At 43.3% G+C, this 20,841-nt stretch carries 18 protein-coding genes; 1 reads left to right on the forward strand and 17 read right to left on the reverse strand.

Annotated features, from left to right (window positions below):
- Positions 1 to 6 precede the first annotated feature (6 nt).
- From QQL36_RS02730 to QQL36_RS02810, 17 genes are all read right to left on the reverse strand, one after another.
- Positions 7 to 1,518 (reverse strand): GAF domain-containing protein, encoded by a 1,512-nt coding sequence (locus tag QQL36_RS02730; RefSeq protein WP_321568815.1) that lies wholly within the window; start codon positions 1,516 to 1,518, stop codon positions 7 to 9.
- A gap of 39 nt (positions 1,519 to 1,557) precedes the next feature.
- A complete protein-coding gene (locus QQL36_RS02735; RefSeq protein WP_321568816.1) occupies positions 1,558 to 2,127 on the reverse strand; it encodes a biliverdin-producing heme oxygenase in 570 nt (189 codons plus the stop codon).
- Between the two features lie 66 nt (positions 2,128 to 2,193).
- Positions 2,194 to 2,643 carry a response regulator gene (locus QQL36_RS02740; RefSeq protein ID WP_321568817.1) on the reverse strand — a complete coding sequence of 150 codons (450 nt, stop codon included), beginning with the start codon at positions 2,641 to 2,643 and terminating at the stop codon, positions 2,194 to 2,196.
- A 284-nt stretch (positions 2,644 to 2,927) separates the two neighbouring features.
- On the reverse strand, positions 2,928 to 4,448 hold the full coding sequence (locus tag QQL36_RS02745; RefSeq protein WP_321568818.1) for a S41 family peptidase: 1,521 nt from the start codon (positions 4,446 to 4,448) through the stop codon (positions 2,928 to 2,930).
- Between the two features lie 125 nt (positions 4,449 to 4,573).
- Complete coding sequence (locus tag QQL36_RS02750) at positions 4,574 to 5,275, reverse strand: hypothetical protein (RefSeq protein ID WP_321568819.1); 702 nt, start codon at positions 5,273 to 5,275, stop codon at positions 4,574 to 4,576.
- A 57-nt stretch (positions 5,276 to 5,332) separates the two neighbouring features.
- Positions 5,333 to 6,064: a hypothetical protein gene (locus QQL36_RS02755; protein ID WP_083720182.1), complete on the reverse strand. Its 732-nt coding sequence runs from the start codon at positions 6,062 to 6,064 to the stop codon at positions 5,333 to 5,335.
- Between the two features lie 176 nt (positions 6,065 to 6,240).
- A complete protein-coding gene (locus QQL36_RS02760; RefSeq protein ID WP_321568820.1) occupies positions 6,241 to 6,981 on the reverse strand; it encodes a hypothetical protein in 741 nt (246 codons plus the stop codon).
- Entirely contained in the window at positions 6,956 to 7,732 is a 777-nt protein-coding gene (locus QQL36_RS02765) for an HmuY family protein (RefSeq protein ID WP_321568821.1), read from the reverse strand. The genes QQL36_RS02760 and QQL36_RS02765 overlap by 26 nt, the downstream gene beginning before the upstream one ends.
- Before the next feature lie 5 nt (positions 7,733 to 7,737).
- The gene (locus tag QQL36_RS02770; protein ID WP_321568822.1) at positions 7,738 to 8,433 is read right to left on the reverse strand and encodes an HmuY family protein; all 696 of its coding nucleotides are present in this window, start codon (positions 8,431 to 8,433) and stop codon (positions 7,738 to 7,740) included.
- A 5-nt stretch (positions 8,434 to 8,438) separates the two neighbouring features.
- Entirely contained in the window at positions 8,439 to 10,697 is a 2,259-nt protein-coding gene (locus QQL36_RS02775; RefSeq protein ID WP_321568823.1) for a TonB-dependent receptor, read from the reverse strand.
- 284 nt (positions 10,698 to 10,981) lie between these two features.
- Positions 10,982 to 11,998 carry an HmuY family protein gene (locus QQL36_RS02780; protein ID WP_321568824.1) on the reverse strand — a complete coding sequence of 339 codons (1,017 nt, stop codon included), beginning with the start codon at positions 11,996 to 11,998 and terminating at the stop codon, positions 10,982 to 10,984.
- A gap of 262 nt (positions 11,999 to 12,260) precedes the next feature.
- Positions 12,261 to 14,321: a TonB-dependent receptor plug domain-containing protein gene (locus tag QQL36_RS02785; RefSeq protein ID WP_083720176.1), complete on the reverse strand. Its 2,061-nt coding sequence runs from the start codon at positions 14,319 to 14,321 to the stop codon at positions 12,261 to 12,263.
- Between the two features lie 483 nt (positions 14,322 to 14,804).
- On the reverse strand, positions 14,805 to 15,122 hold the full coding sequence (locus QQL36_RS02790) for a DUF6686 family protein (protein WP_306460907.1): 318 nt from the start codon (positions 15,120 to 15,122) through the stop codon (positions 14,805 to 14,807).
- A gap of 250 nt (positions 15,123 to 15,372) precedes the next feature.
- Positions 15,373 to 16,407, reverse strand: coding sequence for a hemin-degrading factor (locus QQL36_RS02795; protein ID WP_083720174.1), 1,035 nt, complete (start codon positions 16,405 to 16,407; stop codon positions 15,373 to 15,375).
- Positions 16,408 to 16,410: 3 nt separating this feature from the next.
- The gene (locus QQL36_RS02800) at positions 16,411 to 17,256 is read right to left on the reverse strand and encodes a heme ABC transporter ATP-binding protein (RefSeq protein WP_321568825.1); all 846 of its coding nucleotides are present in this window, start codon (positions 17,254 to 17,256) and stop codon (positions 16,411 to 16,413) included.
- A gap of 369 nt (positions 17,257 to 17,625) precedes the next feature.
- Positions 17,626 to 18,681 (reverse strand): FecCD family ABC transporter permease, encoded by a 1,056-nt coding sequence (locus QQL36_RS02805; RefSeq protein ID WP_083720172.1) that lies wholly within the window; start codon positions 18,679 to 18,681, stop codon positions 17,626 to 17,628.
- Positions 18,682 to 19,049: 368 nt separating this feature from the next.
- Positions 19,050 to 19,865: a helical backbone metal receptor gene (locus tag QQL36_RS02810; RefSeq protein WP_321568826.1), complete on the reverse strand. Its 816-nt coding sequence runs from the start codon at positions 19,863 to 19,865 to the stop codon at positions 19,050 to 19,052.
- 721 nt (positions 19,866 to 20,586) lie between these two features.
- Between QQL36_RS02810 and QQL36_RS02815 the strand changes: the two genes are divergently transcribed.
- On the forward strand, positions 20,587 to 20,838 hold the full coding sequence (locus tag QQL36_RS02815) for a hypothetical protein (protein ID WP_083720170.1): 252 nt from the start codon (positions 20,587 to 20,589) through the stop codon (positions 20,836 to 20,838).
- Positions 20,839 to 20,841: the final 3 nt, after the last annotated feature.

The raw sequence follows: 20,841 nt of genomic DNA on the forward strand, positions 1-20,841 counted from the left end.
AAAGCCTCAGTCCATTGCCTTTACTATGTACTCCAATATAAAATTGCGCAGGTGTTCCGCCATGGTCAATTCCGTCTCACGCCATGGCAGAGCGGTATTCCGTACCTGTTGCTGCCAGGTACTAAACGAGTTTCGGGGGTGGTATTGTATATTATCTTTTTCGAAATGGATCGCTTCATCCGGGTTACCTCCCCACTTTACCTCCCTGATTACTTCCGGACGGAACAGTACCAAAAAGTCCCCTTTTTGTGGTTGTATGCTGATGACCAGTATTCCACTGGCGTATTTAGCATAGCTCACGAAAGGTTCATAGACTGCCGGCAGACTCAGTTCCTGGTACACACTTTTCTCCGCTGTACTCTGGATCCAGAGCAACAGATCTTTGAGCGCATGCTTATCAGGCACAGTACCTATGCTTTCCATCCTTTTATTAAATACCATGGCGGCGCCGGTGGCATCAAAGAGCTGAAGTACATTGGCCGCATTCCCCAACAAACCAGTTAGCAGGTCGTTGGTAATGTATACCTGTTCTACCAGCCTGGTCTGAATGTCATGCAGATCGGCATATTCATCGCTCTCTTCCTTATATTGAAGAGATAGGATACGCGCCGAAATGATGTCCGAAAGCAGTTCAAAAAGTGCCCTCCCTTCGTATGGCAGGTAGAACGGGGTACGGTGATGACAGGAAAACAGTCCCCATAGCTGCCCGTCTTTTAATATACGACAAGACATGGATGTCATGATTTCCATATTCTTCATATATTCCAGGTGCACGGCAGGAACAGAGCGCAGGTTGCAACCAGACAGATCTGTAAATGCATTCGTGAGGGGGTTGATGATAGGATACAGGCTCACCGGCACATAATCTCTGTTGGGAATAAGGCGGTAAGGATTTTTGAGGTACATGGCCCTTGCCAGCTTTGGAATATCAGAAGCAGGGAAAGTCAACCCCAGGTACTTTTCCATTTCCGGTACAGCATCCTCTGCCAGCACAGTACCATTCCAGTTGTTGTCGAACTGGTATACCATCACTTTATCGTAACCGGATAACGCTTTCAGCTGCGAAGCGGCTATCTGGCAGGCTTCCGCAATAGAGGAAGCCGCATTAATGGCCGCCATGGCATATTTGAGTTGCTGATAAATAGTAATAAACGAGTTTTGGGTAGTAGGCGTGCTCTGTGCCTCCATTTCCAGTATCACAGATTCACCGTTTACCTGCATCAGTACCAGGTAGTCTTTATTTGAAAAAGACAAAGTAAACGGTACCGTTTCAACGATACCTTCATGCACTCTCTTTTGCAATTGTTCCAGCTGGGTGGCAGGTATATACCTGGACAGTAACGTATTCACGACTTCTGCAGGTGGCAGCTCCAGCGCTTCTACGATATTCTCACTCACCTGCACGATTTTGTAATCACTCCTTTGCAGTATGATCAATATTCCATAGGGTTGTATCAGGTTAATCTGATGTAAAGGAACACTACCACAAAAGGTGGAGTCGTAGTTCTTCGTTTGCATAAAGACAGGTTATCCGGTATTTGATTAAGTTGAAATGGATCAGGCGTTGGCTTGCGCCCAAACTTTGAATAGCCTGAAGGTATTGGCAGCGGTTTCCACTAGCCGTATTTTTTGTTCATCTGTTCCGTGGTATCCTTCGAGGTAGAGTACGAAGCTGTCCCATTTAGCGCGGGATTCTTCACCATAACCGTTAAAAAAAGATAATGCCTTTGTAATTTCCGGCAAAGGGAGGTTTCGTTGTATAATCTGACAAATGACCTGTCCGCCCAGGGTGGAGCCTTCCAGTACATACATAGCACCAAGCGCCTGTCCGTTATCATTAATTTCTGGAATATCGGTACAGGTAGGTGGAGGATCCAGTGGAGAACCATTGATCACGTTGATATCCTGCAATAACAGCACAGCCTTGCGGCGGTGATCAAACCCACCGGGGAAGGATGTATCAATATGCGCCCCAATGTATTGTTCCAGCGGATAATAGTATCCGTAAAACAATTGCAGTAACCTGATGTATGCCTCAGGGGAATTTACTTGCTTAATCAGCGGGATCAGGGTCCTTTCCAGGTCCTGATGGAGTGCTGCTGTACTTTCTCTTAACTGTTCAATCATTATCTGGTATATGTGACAATGATTAAAAGTACTATGAATATTGCTTTGCCGCGTGTGGAATTAATTCTACGGCAATTGCACCACTGTAAACCAATAGATATGCAGCATGCGGGTAAATGAGACCAGGTCTGAGAAATTGGATGGCTTGATGGTAAAACTATTCACCCCCAATTCATAGCATTTCGAAATATCCTTTGCTTCAGTAGAAGTAGTCAGAATAATGATGGGCAGCCACTTAAGATTTGCATGTTCTTTAATTTCACGTAATGCTTCCCTACCGTCTTTACGCGGCATGTTCAGGTCAAGTAAGATAATACTTGGGAAAGGGTATTTTTCTTCGTCCGCATATTTTCCCTGCCTGTTCAGGTAATACATTAATTCTTCTCCATTCTCAACAAAACGCAATTCAGTTTCAGTCCCACTCTCCTCAAAAGCCACTTTTATAAGCTCCCGGTCGTCTGCGTCGTCATCAGCAACCAGTATACATTTTCTGGTACGTTGCGCCTTCTTGATCATCCAGATTTAAATTTGACGGATAAAATTACTTAAATATTGTTGGATATTACCACGAATGCACAGAATAAGGCTTTTTATTGACAAAATTCTCAGAATAGTGCCTACCACCCCGTTAAAACAGGGTGGTAGGACTTGATACTTTTTAAAGAGATCTATGCTTGTGTAGTTTTTTGGGAGTTAACAAACAGCAATTTGATAAGGAAGCTTCACAAATGTACGCCTGTTCTCATTTGTAGACAGATCGGATCGGGAAAAGAAAATACGCGATCGGGAAAAAATGAGCGTTATTTTGTGTGCAATCTATCCTCAATCATACCGGAAAATGAGGTCGGCCCCATGTGTATCAACGGTGTTACCGTTGTTGCAACACCCGTTCTTCCGGACCCAGCCAGATAACTCAAAGCTGCTGCTATACAGGTCTCATTTGCATCTCCGAAATCATGCGTCACATCGTCACTGGCAGCAATATCAGGAGTCATACCCTGAAAATAATCACCATCACCATTTGCATTCTGCATATAGAAGTTTGACATGTAAACTGTATAGGCGTCGATTTTAACACCAAAGAAACCCACTGGCTTTCCATAGGTTTGACTACCTACCAGCTTCACCGTCAGGTAAGGTTTTAAACTGTTGATCACGAGTTCACTCGCAGAAGCAGTATTGCCACTTACGATGAAAACGACCTGCTTCACACTGTTCAAACTCCCTGCCTTACTGAATTTGTAAGTGTTACCACTTACTGAATAATCCAGGTCAGCATAGGTAGCTGTATGACCATTATATTGAACAGTATTACCATTGGCATCCAGGTAAGTCTGTTGTTTTAAGATTGTTGCTTTACCATCCTGTAGCAGTTGATTGAAGTATTCAGTATACATCACCTTATCTTTCAGAGAAGGAGGTGCAATGAGGTTTACCAGCTCTTCAGCAGTAGTCGTATACCCACCACCATTATATCGTAAGTCGATGATGAGTGAGGTCACACCAGCGGCTGCAAACTTGCTGAATGCATTTTCCAGCGGCGTCTGCGAACTGGACAATACTGAGAAACGGCTATAGGCCAGGTATCCCACTTTGGAAGCGCCGGCGGTCAGGACAGTATCTTTCATCACCGGACTTGTTGAATAATTTGATTTCGTCAGATTCACAGTACCCGTCATTCCATTATTGTCCTCAATAGTCATGGATATTGAATTGCTGTTGAGTGCAGATTCAATAAAGGAAGTATTGGAAGTAGATACAGCAGTACCATTGATCTGTGTAACCTTGAAACCTCTCTGTAACCCGGCCAGTGCTGCAGGAGAATTGGGATTCACATAGCGAATGCGGATGTCGGTGCTTGCACTGAGGCTCAGACCGAAATCGTCCCCTTTGTCCGTCAGAGAAACAGTAGCCAGCCGGTTAGTGCCGGTTAGCGAAACACTTCCACGGCGGCCACCGGTGAGTGAACCGTCGTCAATAAAGGAATATTTTGGCGTACCGGCATAGCCAGAGTACTCATATGAGTAGCCGGTACTGGGGTTGGTTTTTAATTGGGTAATGACATACAGCTCCTTCTCGTAATTAGTCAATACACTACTGCCGGTAGCATACTGACGCGGATTGAAGGTAGTATAGTCAGGCAAAGCATCGTACCACAGGTATATCTGTTTTGCATAGAGATAGATGGAGTCGAGCGTAAATTGCTCACGGGTGCCTTCTGTTGGAGATACGGGTGTTTCAGTATCAGTATCGTGGTCCTTGCGACAGGCTACGAATACAGTGGCACAGGATAGGAGTGCAATAAGGATGGGTTGTTTCACCAGAGTGGATTTTAAGGGAATTTACAAAAAAAACAACATTTTTGACGTTTTTAACAGCGCTACCCCAAAGACAACAGCTTCCGCCGTTGGCGGAAGCTGTTGTCTTTGGGCCTTTTAAAACATAATTATTTCGTCGTTAAATCCGTACTTCCCTTAGCAGAAATAAAGTATTTAAACGTCCAATATCCAAAGTCATTCTGATGAATTGCCACAGTCGGCGTCTCAGGTGCTCCTTTGTAAATACTTACATACTGGAACTTCACATACCTGCCATCATTCAGCCTAAAGACAAACACTGTCGTCTTAGGAAAATTGAAATACATCAAATCCCCTGTTTCAGTATTAAACACCGGCTGAGACACATCCATACCCACCGTATGAATAAACTCACTCTCCGCAGGTGCAGCCGTGATCTTATCAAATGTCGTATCCTCATACCCCACTACCTTCACATCCGAAGCATTCATGGCAAACTTATCCACGCCATCCCAGTAATTAGGTGCAGTACCTCCCCAATTGGGCGCCATACTCAAACCAGATCCCTGGAAAGCCAGATCCCATGACGCCGTATTAATACTATCCTCCCCTGCACCAACCAATCCCATTTTCGCAAAACTAAACAGATTATAATCCAGTGTTGATGCTGTAGGTACAGGCAGACTATTGACCTCTACTACTCCACTCACTTTGATAGTTACATATTCATTCACAATCGAATCTTTCTTTTCATCCACAGGTGTCACATCCGTGTCTTTATCATCTTTACAGGCGAAGATAGCCCCGGTCAGACACAGTGATAAAAAAGCATACTTGAATTGCAGTTTCATTTCATTATTTGTTTTAAAAAAATACAGGAAAACGGCCTCCCGGCTATACCTCACACCTTACAGTGCCTGGTACTGGAAGTTATAATATGGATAGTTGGTAGCAGAGCTACTTGCATTAGGAGTACTGTTGGAATAAATGCTGGTGATGCTCACCTTCCATACAGCTTTACCAGTAGTACGATCTTTCAGGATCAGTGTACGTGGTTGATGTGCAGTTACAATATGGCTGGAAATATCATAATCATACCAGCCGGTACCAGCGCTCACAAGTACAGCGCCCATGTAAATATTGTTAGTACCCAGTTTACCACCTGGAGCAGCAATAGTAGTTACACCTTTGGCAGTAGCGAAAGCGGTATCCTGGTAGTTCAGCGTATAAGTGCTGGAATAAGCATAGATATCACCATTTGCACTACCAGTGAAACGCAGGGTATAACTCACAGTAGTCGCATTTACAGAATCACCACCTACGTTAGTAGCCAGGTTGAAATAATAAGTGCTCGCGACATTTGACCATTGCGTGCTGTCAGCTGGCGCAGTTACAGTACCCTGCGCAAAGTTGGTAACAGTGTATACTGATCCTGATCTGGATACAGTACCTTTTGTTTTGCTGGCATACGGACCAGCTACGGACAGATCAATAGAACCACCATCTGGTACAGTTACAGCCAGACCACCACCTACAGTGAGGCCGCTGTTAGGTGTAGTTACGTCATCTTTTTGGCAGGAAGAAAATAAAGCAATAGTTCCCGCTACCAGCAGGGCAGCGCTAAAACGAAGTGTTTTCATTAGATTTGTATTTTAAGAATTTTCAATAGTATGGCATCTTGTGTGGGACAGCATTTTCCCGGGCGCTATTAGGACCGTCACATCCAGCGTCTGTGGTGAATGCAGCCTGCATAAGGCCATACTTCTTTTTCCAATTAGTGGTTATTCCCGGTCACCGGCCGTTTCCTGTATAGTATTTATTTTGTGTTTGTCTTCAAATTCAAATCCCCCTTCGTCTCCTGCACATAATATCTAAAATTAAACCACGGGGCCAGGTTCTTCGTATTCTCATCTTTATAATCAGGCGCTGTCGCCGGGTTATCCTTATACAAATTCACCAACTCCACCTTCACATACCTGTTATCTTTCAACAAAAAGATCAAAGACCTATCCTTATAAGGCACCAACGAATGATCACTAAACTGATAATACCCCCAGCTATCAATCACATCATTTATATCAAAAGAAATCGGCACACTATTCCTGATCATAGAATCCGCCGGCGCTGCCGTCAACTCATCAAACGCAGTTCTCACCACCCTGATCTTCCCCAGCCCATTCTTCCCCTCAGCAGTAGCCGCATCCGCATTTATCTGTGAATTATAAATGCTGTTGAACATGATATGCCATGTAGCTTCACCATCCACCGCAGCAGCACTATCCACTGCCTTGTGCGTATCAAAATTAAAATACCATGCACGATGCCCTTCTGATGCAGCATGCCCTACATCCGGAGCTGGATAATTTACCACATACACCACATTGTATTTCTCATCCAGGTAAATATGTTCATCCAGTTGCCTCACACGGCTGGGTACCCAGTTGGTCCCTTCTAAATAAGTTGCTGCAGGTGTAGTCGTATCATTATCTTTCCCACAAGAGCAAACAAAGAACAGGGTCAGTGCCAGCAAACTATTGGTTAAATGTCTTATCGCCATCTTTATTGATCGTGTATTTAAAAGTGATATAAGGTGCAGCAGTATGAATATCCGGGTTAGCCGGGTTATCTTTATAAAAACTGTAGATCATCAGTTTTGCATAATTCCCCTTCGCAGTTTTAATAATAATAGTACGTGGCAACCCATACACCACATGGGCTTTCTCACTATCACCCGGATACATCTGTCCATAAAAATCATAGAAGGCATATCCATTTGTACTTCCATTAAAATGATCCAGAGTGAGATAACCATTTATCAACAGATCAGCATCTGCCACAGGTACAGTCGTCACTTTATTAAAAGCCTCCTCCATTAAACTTTGTGCAATAGGCACAGCAGCAGGACGCTGGTTTTCATAATCGAAATATTGCTTATCCACTGCACTATCTACCACCAGGTAAATGCCCCCTTTGCCAGGTCCACCCTTACCAGGATTGTAAGTAGCCGTGCCATTATTCGCCCATACACTGCTGTTGTAAATGCTGGCAAATGCAATGTCCCATTTGTCAGTCGCTGCATAAGCATCGGGGATCACACGGCCATCTTCCAGGCTATAATACACAGTTTTGAAAGTAGCGCTACCACCAGCTCTCGCTATAGTATCACCGATTAGGTTATTCACAGTATACGTACCACTGGCGGTCACTGTCACTGCAGGTAAATCAGGTAAAGCAGGATCGTCCTTTTTATCCTTATCCGAACAGGATGCGAATAAAAAGACGGCTAACAACAAGAAAGATATACGCATTATGATCAAGGTGTTTTCAGGTTATGACTACCATCCTGCTGTACAAAATAGCGGAAGGTGAAATAAGGTGCCGGCCAGAAAAGATCAGTCACAGTAGGAGGATTTCCCTGGTATACATTGATCAGTTCCAGCTTTCCATATTTACCATCTGCTGTGCGGATGATAAACGTGCGGTTCTGAATAGGCACTGCCAGATGTGTGTTCAGTGAATAGAAATACCAGCCGGTATTATAAGGTTGTGGATAACCATCCCATCCTGCAAAACGAAGATTCCCTGTTTCGAATGCATCCTCTTCGGGAGCTATTGTCACTTTGCTATAAGCACTATCCACAGCGATGATCAGTCCCTTTCCCGCACCACCTTTTCCGGGGCCTTCTCCACTACCGTTATTCACATATACGAGGGCATTATAGATATCTGTAAATGCAAGGTCCCAGTTGTTACTTTGCTTAAAGGTGTTGCTGCTATCCCATGATTGCAGTTTGGTCGACAGCTTGAAATAAAAACTCCGGAACGGGCGTTTCTCTTTTCCTTCCACACCATCCGCCACAGAGGCTTCAGTATCGCCAGCAAGGTCGTAGATGACAGTGCTCACGCCATCTTCATAATTTAGTTTAGTAACATTGTTGTTCTCTTTCTTACAGGCCATAGTCAGCAGTACGATGGCTGCTAACCATTGCCATTGGGCTCGCTTGTACATATTGGTTATTGTTTAAACAGTCGCCATTTCAACCCGGCCATCAGGATGCGTCCGGGTTGTCCTGGCATCAACATATCCGTATAATTCATGAGGTTGTCTGCTGTGATCTGAACAGCCAGATGACCTTTGCAAAGTTTCTTTTCGATAGAAGCATATACCAGGCAGTAGGCATCAATGAATGTATCGTAGGTATCCAGAAACCGGTTATTGTTTGCATCATCATAGCCGGACCTGCTCTTATAATTCGCGCGGAAAGTAGCGCTGATGCCCCAGGGAGCATATTCATAAAACACACGTAGGTTTAGCATATGCCTGGATCTGTTTTCAAGACCGATATAATCACTGACTTTGGATGCCCTCGTCTCTCCTGTATTATTGTTACGTATCTTATTGTATGGATAGGCGCCGGTCCTGATAGAATCCATAATCCCTCTATCCTTCGCATACAGTAACTGATAACCGAAAGATATGTCCAGGCCTTTCAGTACATGTGTACTGATACCGGCTTCTACGCCTCCGGTAAAAGATCTGTCGAGATTGATATAGGAATAAACGGGTTGAAAATTTGTGCGGGTCGCAATCTGAACAGTGTTGATAAAATTGTGCAGCTGGTTGTAAAAGCCATTCACATCGATGCGAATTTTTTGAACAGGTGTATAACTCATTCCAACATTGTAAGAGACAGCCATTTCGGGTTTCAGTGCAGCACTGATATCTTTTGCCACAGGTCTTACCTCACTGATCAACCCTGCTGCCTGCATGGCGGCCAACTGAATAGCTACTTCTTCCACACCCAATACGGTATATCCTGCCTGTGGATTGGTAAATACCTGGTATCTCTTCTGAAAATCAGGTGTTTTATAACCAGTTCCAAAAGCAGCGGTCAACGATATTTTTTCTGACAAACTATATTTCAATCCAGCGCTGGGATTGAGTCTGCCGCCATAAAAATCAGAATGGTCATAGCGGAAACCCAAACGGGAACTCAGGCGGTTATTCACTTTCCAGTCACCTTGAGCATAGGCATACTCACTTTTTAAATCATTCCCATCCATCACTTCGAGATTACCTCCTATGCCCCCGGCAAATGATAACTGATTCGACACAACATATTGCACCTGCTCCTCAAAGCGATGATAGTATTGGGTAAAATCATTTGAGCTCAGCTGTGCAGACTTACCTGTACTTACATCCTGAGTAGTGCTATATCTTGTCAGGTAGTACTGTGTTTTTAGTTGCCAGGTATTAGTAAGGTTAGCGTTCCAGCCATTATTAAGGTTAGTTTTCCTGTCTTTATTAAGGTTAGCCTGCCAGTCTTTATCAGGAGTAGCGTTCCTGTCTTTATTAAGGTTAGCCTGCCAGCCTTTATCAGGATTAGCGTTCCTGCCTTTATTAAGGTTAACCTGCCAGACAATCGCTCCATTCACATCACTTTCATGCAGTACATCCCTGGTAGTATTCGTCACCTGACTACTGCTATAGACAGATTCATTGATAGAATTACGGAGTGCCCATCGACCGGCAATGTTTAGTGAATTGTTAACATTCAATTTATACCGAAGCCGGCCCTGCAGACTATAACTATCATAAGGTGGTGCGGTCGCACCTTTGCTCAGGAAGGAATTCACATTGTAGCCATCGGTATGATAAAAATTACCTGATAGATTGAGGGAGCCGTTACCACTCTTATCAGTACCTCCACCAAATGGTGTTTCCCCTTCCAAAGTAAAATCCTGCGTATGCTGCGAACCATATCTTACAATAGCCTGCCCCTGTGCCGCATCAATATGTTGGCGGGTAATAATATTCACTACCCCTCCCAATGCTTCACTCCCAAACAAACTCGAGCTGGCCCCCTTCACAATTTCGATTCTTTCAATATCAGAAACAGTAATTCTTGACAAGTCGAAATTTCCCGCATTTCTACCTATCATAGGTTGACCATCAATTAAAATCAAAATATAATCAGCGCTAAACCCTTGTAGTTGCATACCAATTGCCCTCGACCCTGCAGAGACATCATTGACAATCGCAATACCCGTCTGTTCCCGCATCACCTCATCCAGTCGGCGGCTGCCCATCATTTCCAGTGTCTTGCGACTAATCACAGTCACAGGCATGGCAGCCCTGCTGGTAAGTGTTTCCAGGTGCACGGCTTTGACTTCCACACTTTTCAAAGTACGGGAGGTATCGGATTGACTAAAGGCACATAAACTGCTACAACACAATATGAAGAGCGTGTATAAATCTTTGCTGGTACGCATGAAAATTGAAGGATACTGCTATCTACAGCATATCGGGTACAATAATATATTTGGTTCGGGGCGGAGTGGTGTAAAAGTAGGAAGGGAATGTGACAGGGAAGTGACGAAACGGGAAAACCATTTACGCAATCAGGAAAATAAGGAGTGCTTACTAAAAAGTGAGGGATTATGATTTCCGCTTTCGCGAAAAAAGGGAATTCTTCAACGTTTTGCGCATGCAAAACGTTGAAGAATTCCCCCCTCGAATTTTTTGAGGTTTGCGAAGCAAGCCTCAAAAAATTCGCCTATTCTTTAATTAATGCATACTCCACAACCGGATACCCTCTCTCACCACCATCATTAATCCCCATACTCACAAACTTCAGCTTATAATAGTTACCCGCCGGATCTCTCACGATATAATAATATTGCTTGTAAATACCACTGCTGGTAGATCTCCAGCTACTACCAATCGCATCTCTTTTAGAAGAGAAAGTCAGTGAAGCCGTATCCGCCTTCGTAAAACTTGAATACCCAACCACAGTAGAATCCACCTTGGCAGCAGACACACCAGCATACTGGTTGATCACCACAAAATCAGAGAAGAAATAAGGAATAGTAGCAGTATAATACGCTGCATAAGACCATGCAAAATCCCACTCAGCTTTCTTAGGCTCTACACTCACTGTAGCATTGGTAGCAAATGAGAAGAACACAAAGTTATAACTGGAATTCTTAGTAATAGTAACAGAGTTAATAGTCGTAGCACCCAGTAAAGCATATTGTAAAGTATAACCAGTCGTACCATTGCGGGTAATTTTCACTTTATACCAGGTAGCAGGATCGGTAGTACCATCTTCTGCTTTTACCAGGTATACATAGTTCGCATCAGCAGTAGCAGATACTTCAGCAATCACAGTAACACTCAGATCACCATATACATCATCGATCATGCTAAGCGTACCCTGACCCTGACCAATCGCCATACTTACACCGCTGGCATCATCAGTAGTCACCGCAGTAATATCAGTTTTAGTAGTCACTTTTGCACTCATAGCGCTAAAGCTATTCAGAATAACTCTATAATCACTACCGCTATAAAAACCCAGTGACCAGCTAAGACGTTTTACAGCAGTTGCTGAATCAGTACTCATATCAACATATACAGTGTTTGGTGCGCCAGTACCGCCGCCGCCATCTAAAGTTAATTCGGATCCATCAGAAGGAGCAATCACCACAGTGGCATCATCATCTTTACTACATGCACTAAATAAACCAGTAGTAGCAACCGCCAGCACGAGTAAAAGTCTGCTTAATTTCATAGAGTTTTTAATTTTTGAATTGTATTTTATGAGCAATTGAATTATTTCCTGTTCTATTGAGATATCGAATCGGATCATATTGTTTTATTTTATGGATAACAACCCGTCTGGAATTGGTTTATATCAACCATACTTGAGATTAGTTTATAGCAACCCATTCGGAATTAGTTTATATCAGCCCTGCTTGAGATTAGTTTATAGCAACCCATTTGGAATTAGTTTATAACAATGCTGCTTGTTCTTTAAAGCAATGCCATTGGGATTATTTCCTATCCCACGTAAAACTCACCCCCAAAAAGTAACTCCTCCCATACCACATCGGCAATTGCGTCCCCGCACTATGCGCCACTCCACTATTCGCCGTACTATTATTAATATTCGTCACATTGAATATATTCCTCACCCCAGCATTAATATTGAACATCTTTGTCAACGACTTCATCACTGTAAAATCCGCCATATTATAAGCTGCCGACTTCACCTGATGCAAATAAGTCGTACCATCTGTAGCCGTCGCTGACTCATATGTAGGTCTCACACCATTATATTTATAAGACAGATTTAGCGTAGTCCCAATTTTCCTCATATTATAAGTAACATTCCCATTCACCTCTGGCGTCCACATAAAAGTAGGCGTAGGATCTGTCGCCTTATAAGTATCATCATCAGAGAATTCATTGTATCTACCAATGTAAGAAGCCCCTACACTCACATCCAGGTTCTTCCAATTGAGCTTACCCATCAGCGTCCCACCCGTAGTTTTGAATTTGGCAATATTCACATAAGTCATCGTATCACTATTCGCCACATACGCATAGTCAATCATATTATCAAAGTCATTATAGAACCCGGTCGCCGTTACATTCAATTTCACTTTCCCAGACTGAATCGCCTGCCAGCTCAATGATCCCGTAAAACTGTTAGAATATTCCGCCTTCAGGTTGGTATTCCCTTTAATAGCATGACTCGCATCATAGAAGTTAAAATACAACTCACGCAAAGCCGGCGCCCTGAAACCACGGGCATATGACAAACGCAAATCCAATGTCTTAGACAATGCAAATTTTACATTCAAAGAAGGTATCACCGGAGGCGCATCGTAAATAGAATTCTTACTAAATCGGACACCCGGGCGGATATTGATACCTGCAATTGGTTTTAATTCAGCAGAAGCAAAAAGAGAATAGTTAGAAATACTGGGCGTACCCTCTATACGCTGTCCGGACGAGGCATCACGACTATATTCAACACCCGGCTGAAAAGACAGATGAGAATTCAGGGCATACTGCGCTGTACTTCTAAAGAACACCGCATTGTATTTAGTCACATCCTGCGCACCTGAAGCGGTAGACAAAGTTTCCGACCCATCAGTAAAGTTTTTAATAGTAGTACGTGTATGTCTATTGTAATCCTGGTAAGACAAAGCACCATTAAGACTCAGGTCATCATTCACCTGCCACATCGCCTGTGCCTGATGTGTATATCTTTTAGTCAGATAATGTGCGTCTGTCGCTTTTCCATTATCATAATTAATATCTCCTTTAGCAGCCAGATCTTCATCCAGATAATCAAGACGATACCAGGCCTTCACATTTTTCCTGTCAATGCCCACTGTACCATAAGTCATCAACTGATCCTTCGGATGCCATGCCTTAGCTCTTCCAGTCAGCGTATCACTCCATCCACCAAAATTATTTCCCGTAATACCTGCTCCAGCAAAATAACCATGATCACTCCAGCGCAACCCCAACGATGCATTGTGTTGACCTTTACCATCCAGTGCTGCATATTCTTTGCCCACAGTTTCTTCCTGCACACTCGCATTTACAGACAATTGCTTATCGCCATTATACTTCTTCGTAATAATATTAATCACACCTGCGAGTGCATCTGTACCATAGACAACAGACATCGGTCCTTCTACAATCTCAATACGTTCAATACTATGTACATCAATCTGGGCAAGGCTCTGGCGGGTACTTCCACGATCTACCAACGGCACACCATCCAGTAAGATCTTCACTTCAGCACCAGACATTCCCATGAGTTCCACATCAGTTTCACCCAATGTGTTATCATTAGAAAAGCGAATACCCAACTGATTATCCAGCACACCTAAAATGTTGGTAGCACCCCGCATTTTAATATAATCAGCAGTAATGGTCCTCACCTGGTATACAGAATGCTTTAATGATTGTGGGGTGTATTGTCCTGTGACCACAACATCATTTAACTGTACCGAATCCATTCCTTTTTTAATCTGAGCCCAGCATTCGTAAGAACATGCGAATAGCAAGGCTAATAGAATTACCCTAAACTTCATAAGTATTTTTTGATTGCAGTCGAGATACCTTTCCCAGGCTGCATGCGGTGCGAACACAGGCAGTTAAGGGACATAGATGTTAGTCCATGATACCGGAAAAAATAAGATATTGTGTAAGCTGTCGCGGAGTAAACAGTCACACAATACAGAACACTGGCGGAGTAAAATTGTGAAGCAAAGATCATAAAGAATCTTTGCTTCAAATAATCTGATCAGGAAAATGATTTACGCAATAAGGAAACTTTAATGAATCGATTTTGAAATCTTAGTATGTCAATTTTGAAACTTAGCCATACTAATTCTGAAACTTTAGTATATCAATTTTAAAACCTGGCCATACCAATTCTGAAATCTTAGTATATCAATTTTAAAACTTAGCCATACCAATTCTGAAACCTTAGTATGTCAATTTTGAAACTTAGCCATACCAATTCTGAAACCAAGCACCCCGACCCCAAAAATTCAATCTACCAATTCAGCCACCTAGCGTATCAATTCATACACCTGCTGTAGCAGTAACGCCTCATCGATCGCATCTCTGAGGTCATTGAATTCATCCTGGGTAAAAGTAAAGCTGATATCCTTACAAGGGGCGTGAATGATGACTCTTTCTTCCCCATCAGGGAAGACCATACAACAATCTACAAAGTCTTGTCTATTCATCGTTTCACGAAAGAACTGAAAGTCTTGAGGGGAGAAATTGAGTAACAAATTATTATGCCAGATGAAAATCGTCTGACAGTGCATACAATGGCTAATTTGTGCCGTATTCTTTATACATAAAGTCCTGATGTCACACATATAATATCTTGTTTTAAAAATAGGGTTTCGTAGGATATTAATATGTGACAAAAGTAAGGGGGAATCAGAATGGTGATAGATCGATTCGGGAAAAGGATTTACCTAAACAGGAAAAACTGCATGCCACCTCAAAGTTTTCCTCCTATAAAATATACCGTATTTTTTTAGCCACCCGCAGGCCCTGCCCTCCAACATACAAAAGCTCCAGCCGAGGGCAGGAGCTTTTGTATGTTGCTTTTATAGTTTGCTCTTATAACTTCGCCACCAACTCTCTCCACTCTGCCAACTCCGGATTCCCCGGCTTCCTCTTCCCAAAGAACTGTGCAATCATCTCCCCCTCCGCATCAAACACTTCCACCGAAGTCACCACACCATCCACACTTGGCTTCTGCACGGCCCAGCTCTGCGCAATATCATCCGTCTTCAAATGCAAATTAAAATCAGCATCCATCACATTGATCCATCCTGGAATCTCCACAATCTTCTCCACCTTTCCTGTATGAATCTCAATATTCCCAGGATTACCCACAAACACCATGATCTCCAAACCACTCGCCGCCGCACTCTCCAATATCGTCTTCACACTTTCCTTACCTATCTTCCGCGTAAACTTCCCATCTCCAATTTCCAGCGCATACGTACGGGAAACTTTATGCTTCATCAACAAAGGGAAGAAATCATGCGTATCCTGCAAACCAGCCCATCCTTCCAGGAAAGCCGCTTTATCCGCCGTCTCATTCGCATGAACAGGCGGCGCCGGAGCAGGCAATACTGTAATTCCCAGTGGTTGTTCATCAGCGGTAAACTCAGTCACTAGTTTATCCCATGCTGTAATATTTGTCTGTTCTACTGCATAAATCTTCACAATCGCATTTCCCTGTGCATCAAAGATCTGGATAGAACGCTTGAACCCTGTTGCCGCATCATCATTCACTGCAAACCCAAACTTCCAGCGACCAAAGAACATACGCAGGTCAATATCTTTTCCCAACACAGTACCTACATGTCTGCCAGCAGCATCCACCTGCTCGAACAAACCTTTCCTTTCAATCACACAATGTTCATTGCGTGTCAGCACCATTACCTTACCCAGTTCAGGCATACGCTCCATCAAAGCAGGGAACGCTGCTTTCAGATGTTGTACAGCCGTACCAGTACAGGCTGCTACCACCTCGCCCTCACTTACCTGCAATTGTTTTGCCGCATCGCGAATCCTTACTTTAGGATTTTCTGCCCGAAATGCGATCCATTGGTCTTTCAGAGTTGGTGTTACAATTTCATTCATTTTTTAAAAAACATTTAATGCCTTCCTGGCAGGTGATTGAAATAAACCAGCGGTAGCGGCGGTAACCACCAGCGGATAATTACATTGGGGATGCGACAATATCGACACATCCACTCCAAAACTATTTTTAATATGCGCTGAAGTAAACACGTCATCCACAGTACCCTGTGTATACAATGCTCCTTCTTTTAATAATATTATACGATGTGCAAATGCAGCGGCCAACTGAAAATCATGCAATACAGCCACCACCAATACCCCGGCAGCAGTCAGCTTCGTCGCTAGTTGCAAAGCCAGCTGTTCATGCAGAATATCCATACCCGTAACTGGCTCATCCAATAATAACATCTTTTTACCAGTATAATCCAGCTCCTGCAAACCCGGTGCTTCCAGCAACTGCGCTAATACTCTCGCCATCTGCACACGTTGCTTTTGCCCACCGGACAAGGTTGGATAAGCCCTGTCTTTCAGGTCATAGACTTGCATGATCTGCAATGCACTCTTCACAATTTCCTTATCCAGTGATCCTAAATTCCTGCTATATACATACCTTCCCATTGCTGCTACATCCTGCACAGAAAACGCCTGGTTCAATGTTACGTGCTGTGATAGCACAGCCCTGGTGGTAGCTTGCTGTGCTACTGGTATATTACGCAGCTCCTTTCCGGTAATCATCACGTCTCCATTGTAAGTTGGGTACTCACCGGCAATCACTTTCAGCAACGTAGATTTTCCTGCACCATTGGCTCCCATGATTACACAAAGTTCTCCTGCCGATGCGTCAAAGCTGATACCCTTGAGTATTGGCATTTTCCCCAGTGTGAGCGATATATTTTTAATGTGCAACATTATTCCAGTATTGTCTTCTATTATTTTACTATAAGTGATAAAAGCGTAAGGAAAGTATTGTCTTCTTTTCCTTTATGATAAGCAATAACAAAATCGCGCAAGTATTATCCTCTTCTCCTTCACAATCACCAATAACAACATCACACCAGTACCATCTTCTCCTCCTTTACAATCACAAATAACAACATTACGTCAATATCATCTTCTCCTCCTTTACAATCAGCAACAATAACATCACGCCAGTATCATCTTCTCCTCCTTTACAATCAACAACAGCATCACGCCAATATCATCTTCTTCTCCTTCACAATCAGCAACCATAACATCACGCCAGTATCATCCTCTTCTCCTTTACAATCAATAACTACATCACGCCAATATCATCTTCTTCTCCTTCACAATCAGCCAAATAAAAAACGGTGCACCAATCACAGCCGTAATAATCCCCACCGGCAATTCTGCAGGTGCAATCATCGTCCTACACAACAAATCTGCAATCGTAAGCAACACGGCACCTGACAACGCAGCACCAGGTATCAAAATTCTATAATCCGGCCCTGTAAACTGCCTCACAATATGCGGTACTATCAACCCAATAAATCCAATAATCCCAGCCACTGCCACACCCGCCGCCACCGCCATGGTAGCCAATATCACCAACTGCACCTTTAGCCGCGCTACCTTCACACCACTATGCATCGCTTCTCTTTCACCCAAAGCCAGAAGATTGATGGCAGGTGCCAAACCCGGCAATAAGATAACGGGTATTAATATAAAAGGTGTCACCCCCATCACCGTCGTCCAACTCGCACCTCCCAAACTTCCCAATGACCAAAACGTAATACTTCTCAACTGTTCATTATTCGCCACATACGTCATCAACCCAGTCACTGATTCACACAAAGCCCTCACTGCAATACCTGCCAACAACATAGTAGATATCACTGCCTGTCCGCCACTACGCGCTACTTTAAAAATAAACAACGTCGTAAGAATCGCACCTGCAAAAGCAGCGAAGTTGAGCGAATAAAAATTCAGTAAGGGAACAGATTGAAATATAGGCAACGAACTTTGTACAATTATCATCACCACAGCAGCCATCGAAGCACCGGAACTAATCCCGATCAAACCCGGATCAGCCAATGGGTTACGAAATAGTCCCTGCAAAGAAGCCCCTGCCACACCTAATCCCGCACCAATCAACACACCTAATATCACACGCGGCAAGCGGATCATCCACAACACCCCTTCCATATTTTCTTCATAAACTATAGGGATATGGATACCTGCTTTGTGCAGAAGAATAGCCAGCACCTGCAGCGGTGACATATGCATGGCACCGGTACCTGTAGCAATGAGAATAACCAGTACCAATAGTATGCTAAGCCCACCAATGGCACTGATATTCTTAAATATCTTATTCATTAACTATTCTGTTTAACGGTACTGTTACTCCTGAAAATCTTAGTCACTAAACATTCATCTACCAACTCCGACATTTCTGAAAATTTTAGCCATTAACTTTCCAGCGTCACAAGCCGAGATCCATGAACGTCTTAGTCACTAAACATTCATCTACCAACTCCAACATTTCTGAAAATTTTAGCCATTAACTTTCCAGCGTCACAAGCCGAGATCCATGAACGTCTTAGTCACTAAATATTCAGCTACCAACGCCGACATTCCTGAAAATCTTAGTCATTAACTTTCCAGCGTCCAAAGCCGAAATCCCAAACACCTTAATCACTAATTTTCCGATTACCACCACAGATCCTCCTAACATCCTCCCCTTCCTAACTATTCAACTTCCCCGCCAATTCCTTCACTGCACTTATCACCCTGGGCCCAAAACCCGTCAACAAAGCCCCATCCATCACCACCACCTTCTTCTCCTTCCCGGCAGTCGTTTGCTGCACTCCCTGCACCTTCAACAACCCATCAACTCCACCCATACTCTTCAACCCATCATCAAACATCAAAATAATATCAGGATTAGCTGTCACCAACGCCTCTGGTGTCAGGGGTTTAAAATCATTAAAACTATTAGCAGCATTCTGTGCTCCTGCCAGTGTAATCATTTTTTCCGTAGGGGTTCCTGCACCCGCTACCAACATAGTACCCGCACCACGTGCATATATAAATAACACCTTCTTACCAGTCGGCTTTATTTTCAGTGCCGCCTGCTCTTTCTCTAATTGTTTAACAAGTGCAACACCTTTTGCCGGCACCAACAACGCAGCAGCCACTTCAGTAATCAACTTCTTAGTCCCTTCAATAGAAAATTCCTGTTTAAAAATCTGTGTCTTCACTCCCACAGTCTTAAACTGTTCAATCACAGCCGGCTGTAAAAAATTATCCGTCCCCAAAATCAGATCAGGATTAAGTGCCAACACCGGCTCTGCAGAGATATTTCTATTATGCCCTACTTTGGCAACCTGTTGCATGCTGGCAGGATAAGTACTGGTTACATCCACACCCACAATATTTTTCTCAAAACCCAATGCAACAACAATTTCAGTAACGGCGCCATTCAGGGAAACAATTCTCTTCTGGGCAAAAGTATTCATCGCCACAAGTAATGCAGCGGTCAGGACGATCAAGCGGTTCATAAAATCTTTAAAATAAGTTTGATAGAAAAAATAATGGTTGACCCTACCCGGGGTTGCGGGCCAACCATCGCTCACCGGAAGCACTTTACTCCGCCATGCTCCGGCAAGGTTTCTTTAATATGTTTATTACAGTCAGGACATAGAAATCCCATGAGGATATTAGCATCCCCTGACAGTAAGTCAAGTCAATAAATATTGATTATCAACCAGCCTGAATGGTATGCGGAGATATACCAGAAAGGTCGATGATGTGCGGCGGAGTAATTGAGTAATGCAAAGCTATGTCATAGAAATGTAAAGAACTAATCGAATCGGGAAAATTTTATGACAATCTTTACGCAAAAAGAAAAATAAGGATGAACGGTGATTTCGGTTTTCCTGAAATATTTTAAGCTGGCCGCAGGTTATTTCCACACAAATGAAATGCTTTTGCTTTCTGTATCCGTTAGCAAGCCGCTCACTCCCTAAAATAAAGCTATCTGCGTCCGTTAGCAAACCGCACCCCCTCTCCTAAAAACAAAACCTCGCGCTATTTGTATCAGTTAGCAAACCGCGCCCCCCTCCCTAAAAAAAGCTAAACACTCCACTAAAAGTGGATGCTTTTTTTCATGACAATACCTGAATCAAAAAAAAACAACTACTCAATTTGCATAATCGTTAAACCAAACCCTCCAATCCATTGTTTTAATATTTTTACCTGTAACCAGAAAATTTTAAGCCCATGGATTGGGAAGAATTGTTAAATCCATTATCGCCGTACTATCAAAATACTATGCGCGAACAAACACAAATCGTCAATCTCCAGGATGGATTGATCACTGCGGCAAAACGTCTCATGGCTTCACTCTATCCTCAATTGTACGAATTAGAATCAGCAGGGTACACCGAACTGGATAGTACTATTATTTCAGAATGTGTAAAGCTATCGTGTCGATTAAACGAAATCGTCTCGAAGTATCAGATCGAAAAGTAAGGG

Source organism: Chitinophaga sp. LS1, from assembly GCF_034274695.1.
GTDB lineage: Bacteria > Bacteroidota > Bacteroidia > Chitinophagales > Chitinophagaceae > Chitinophaga.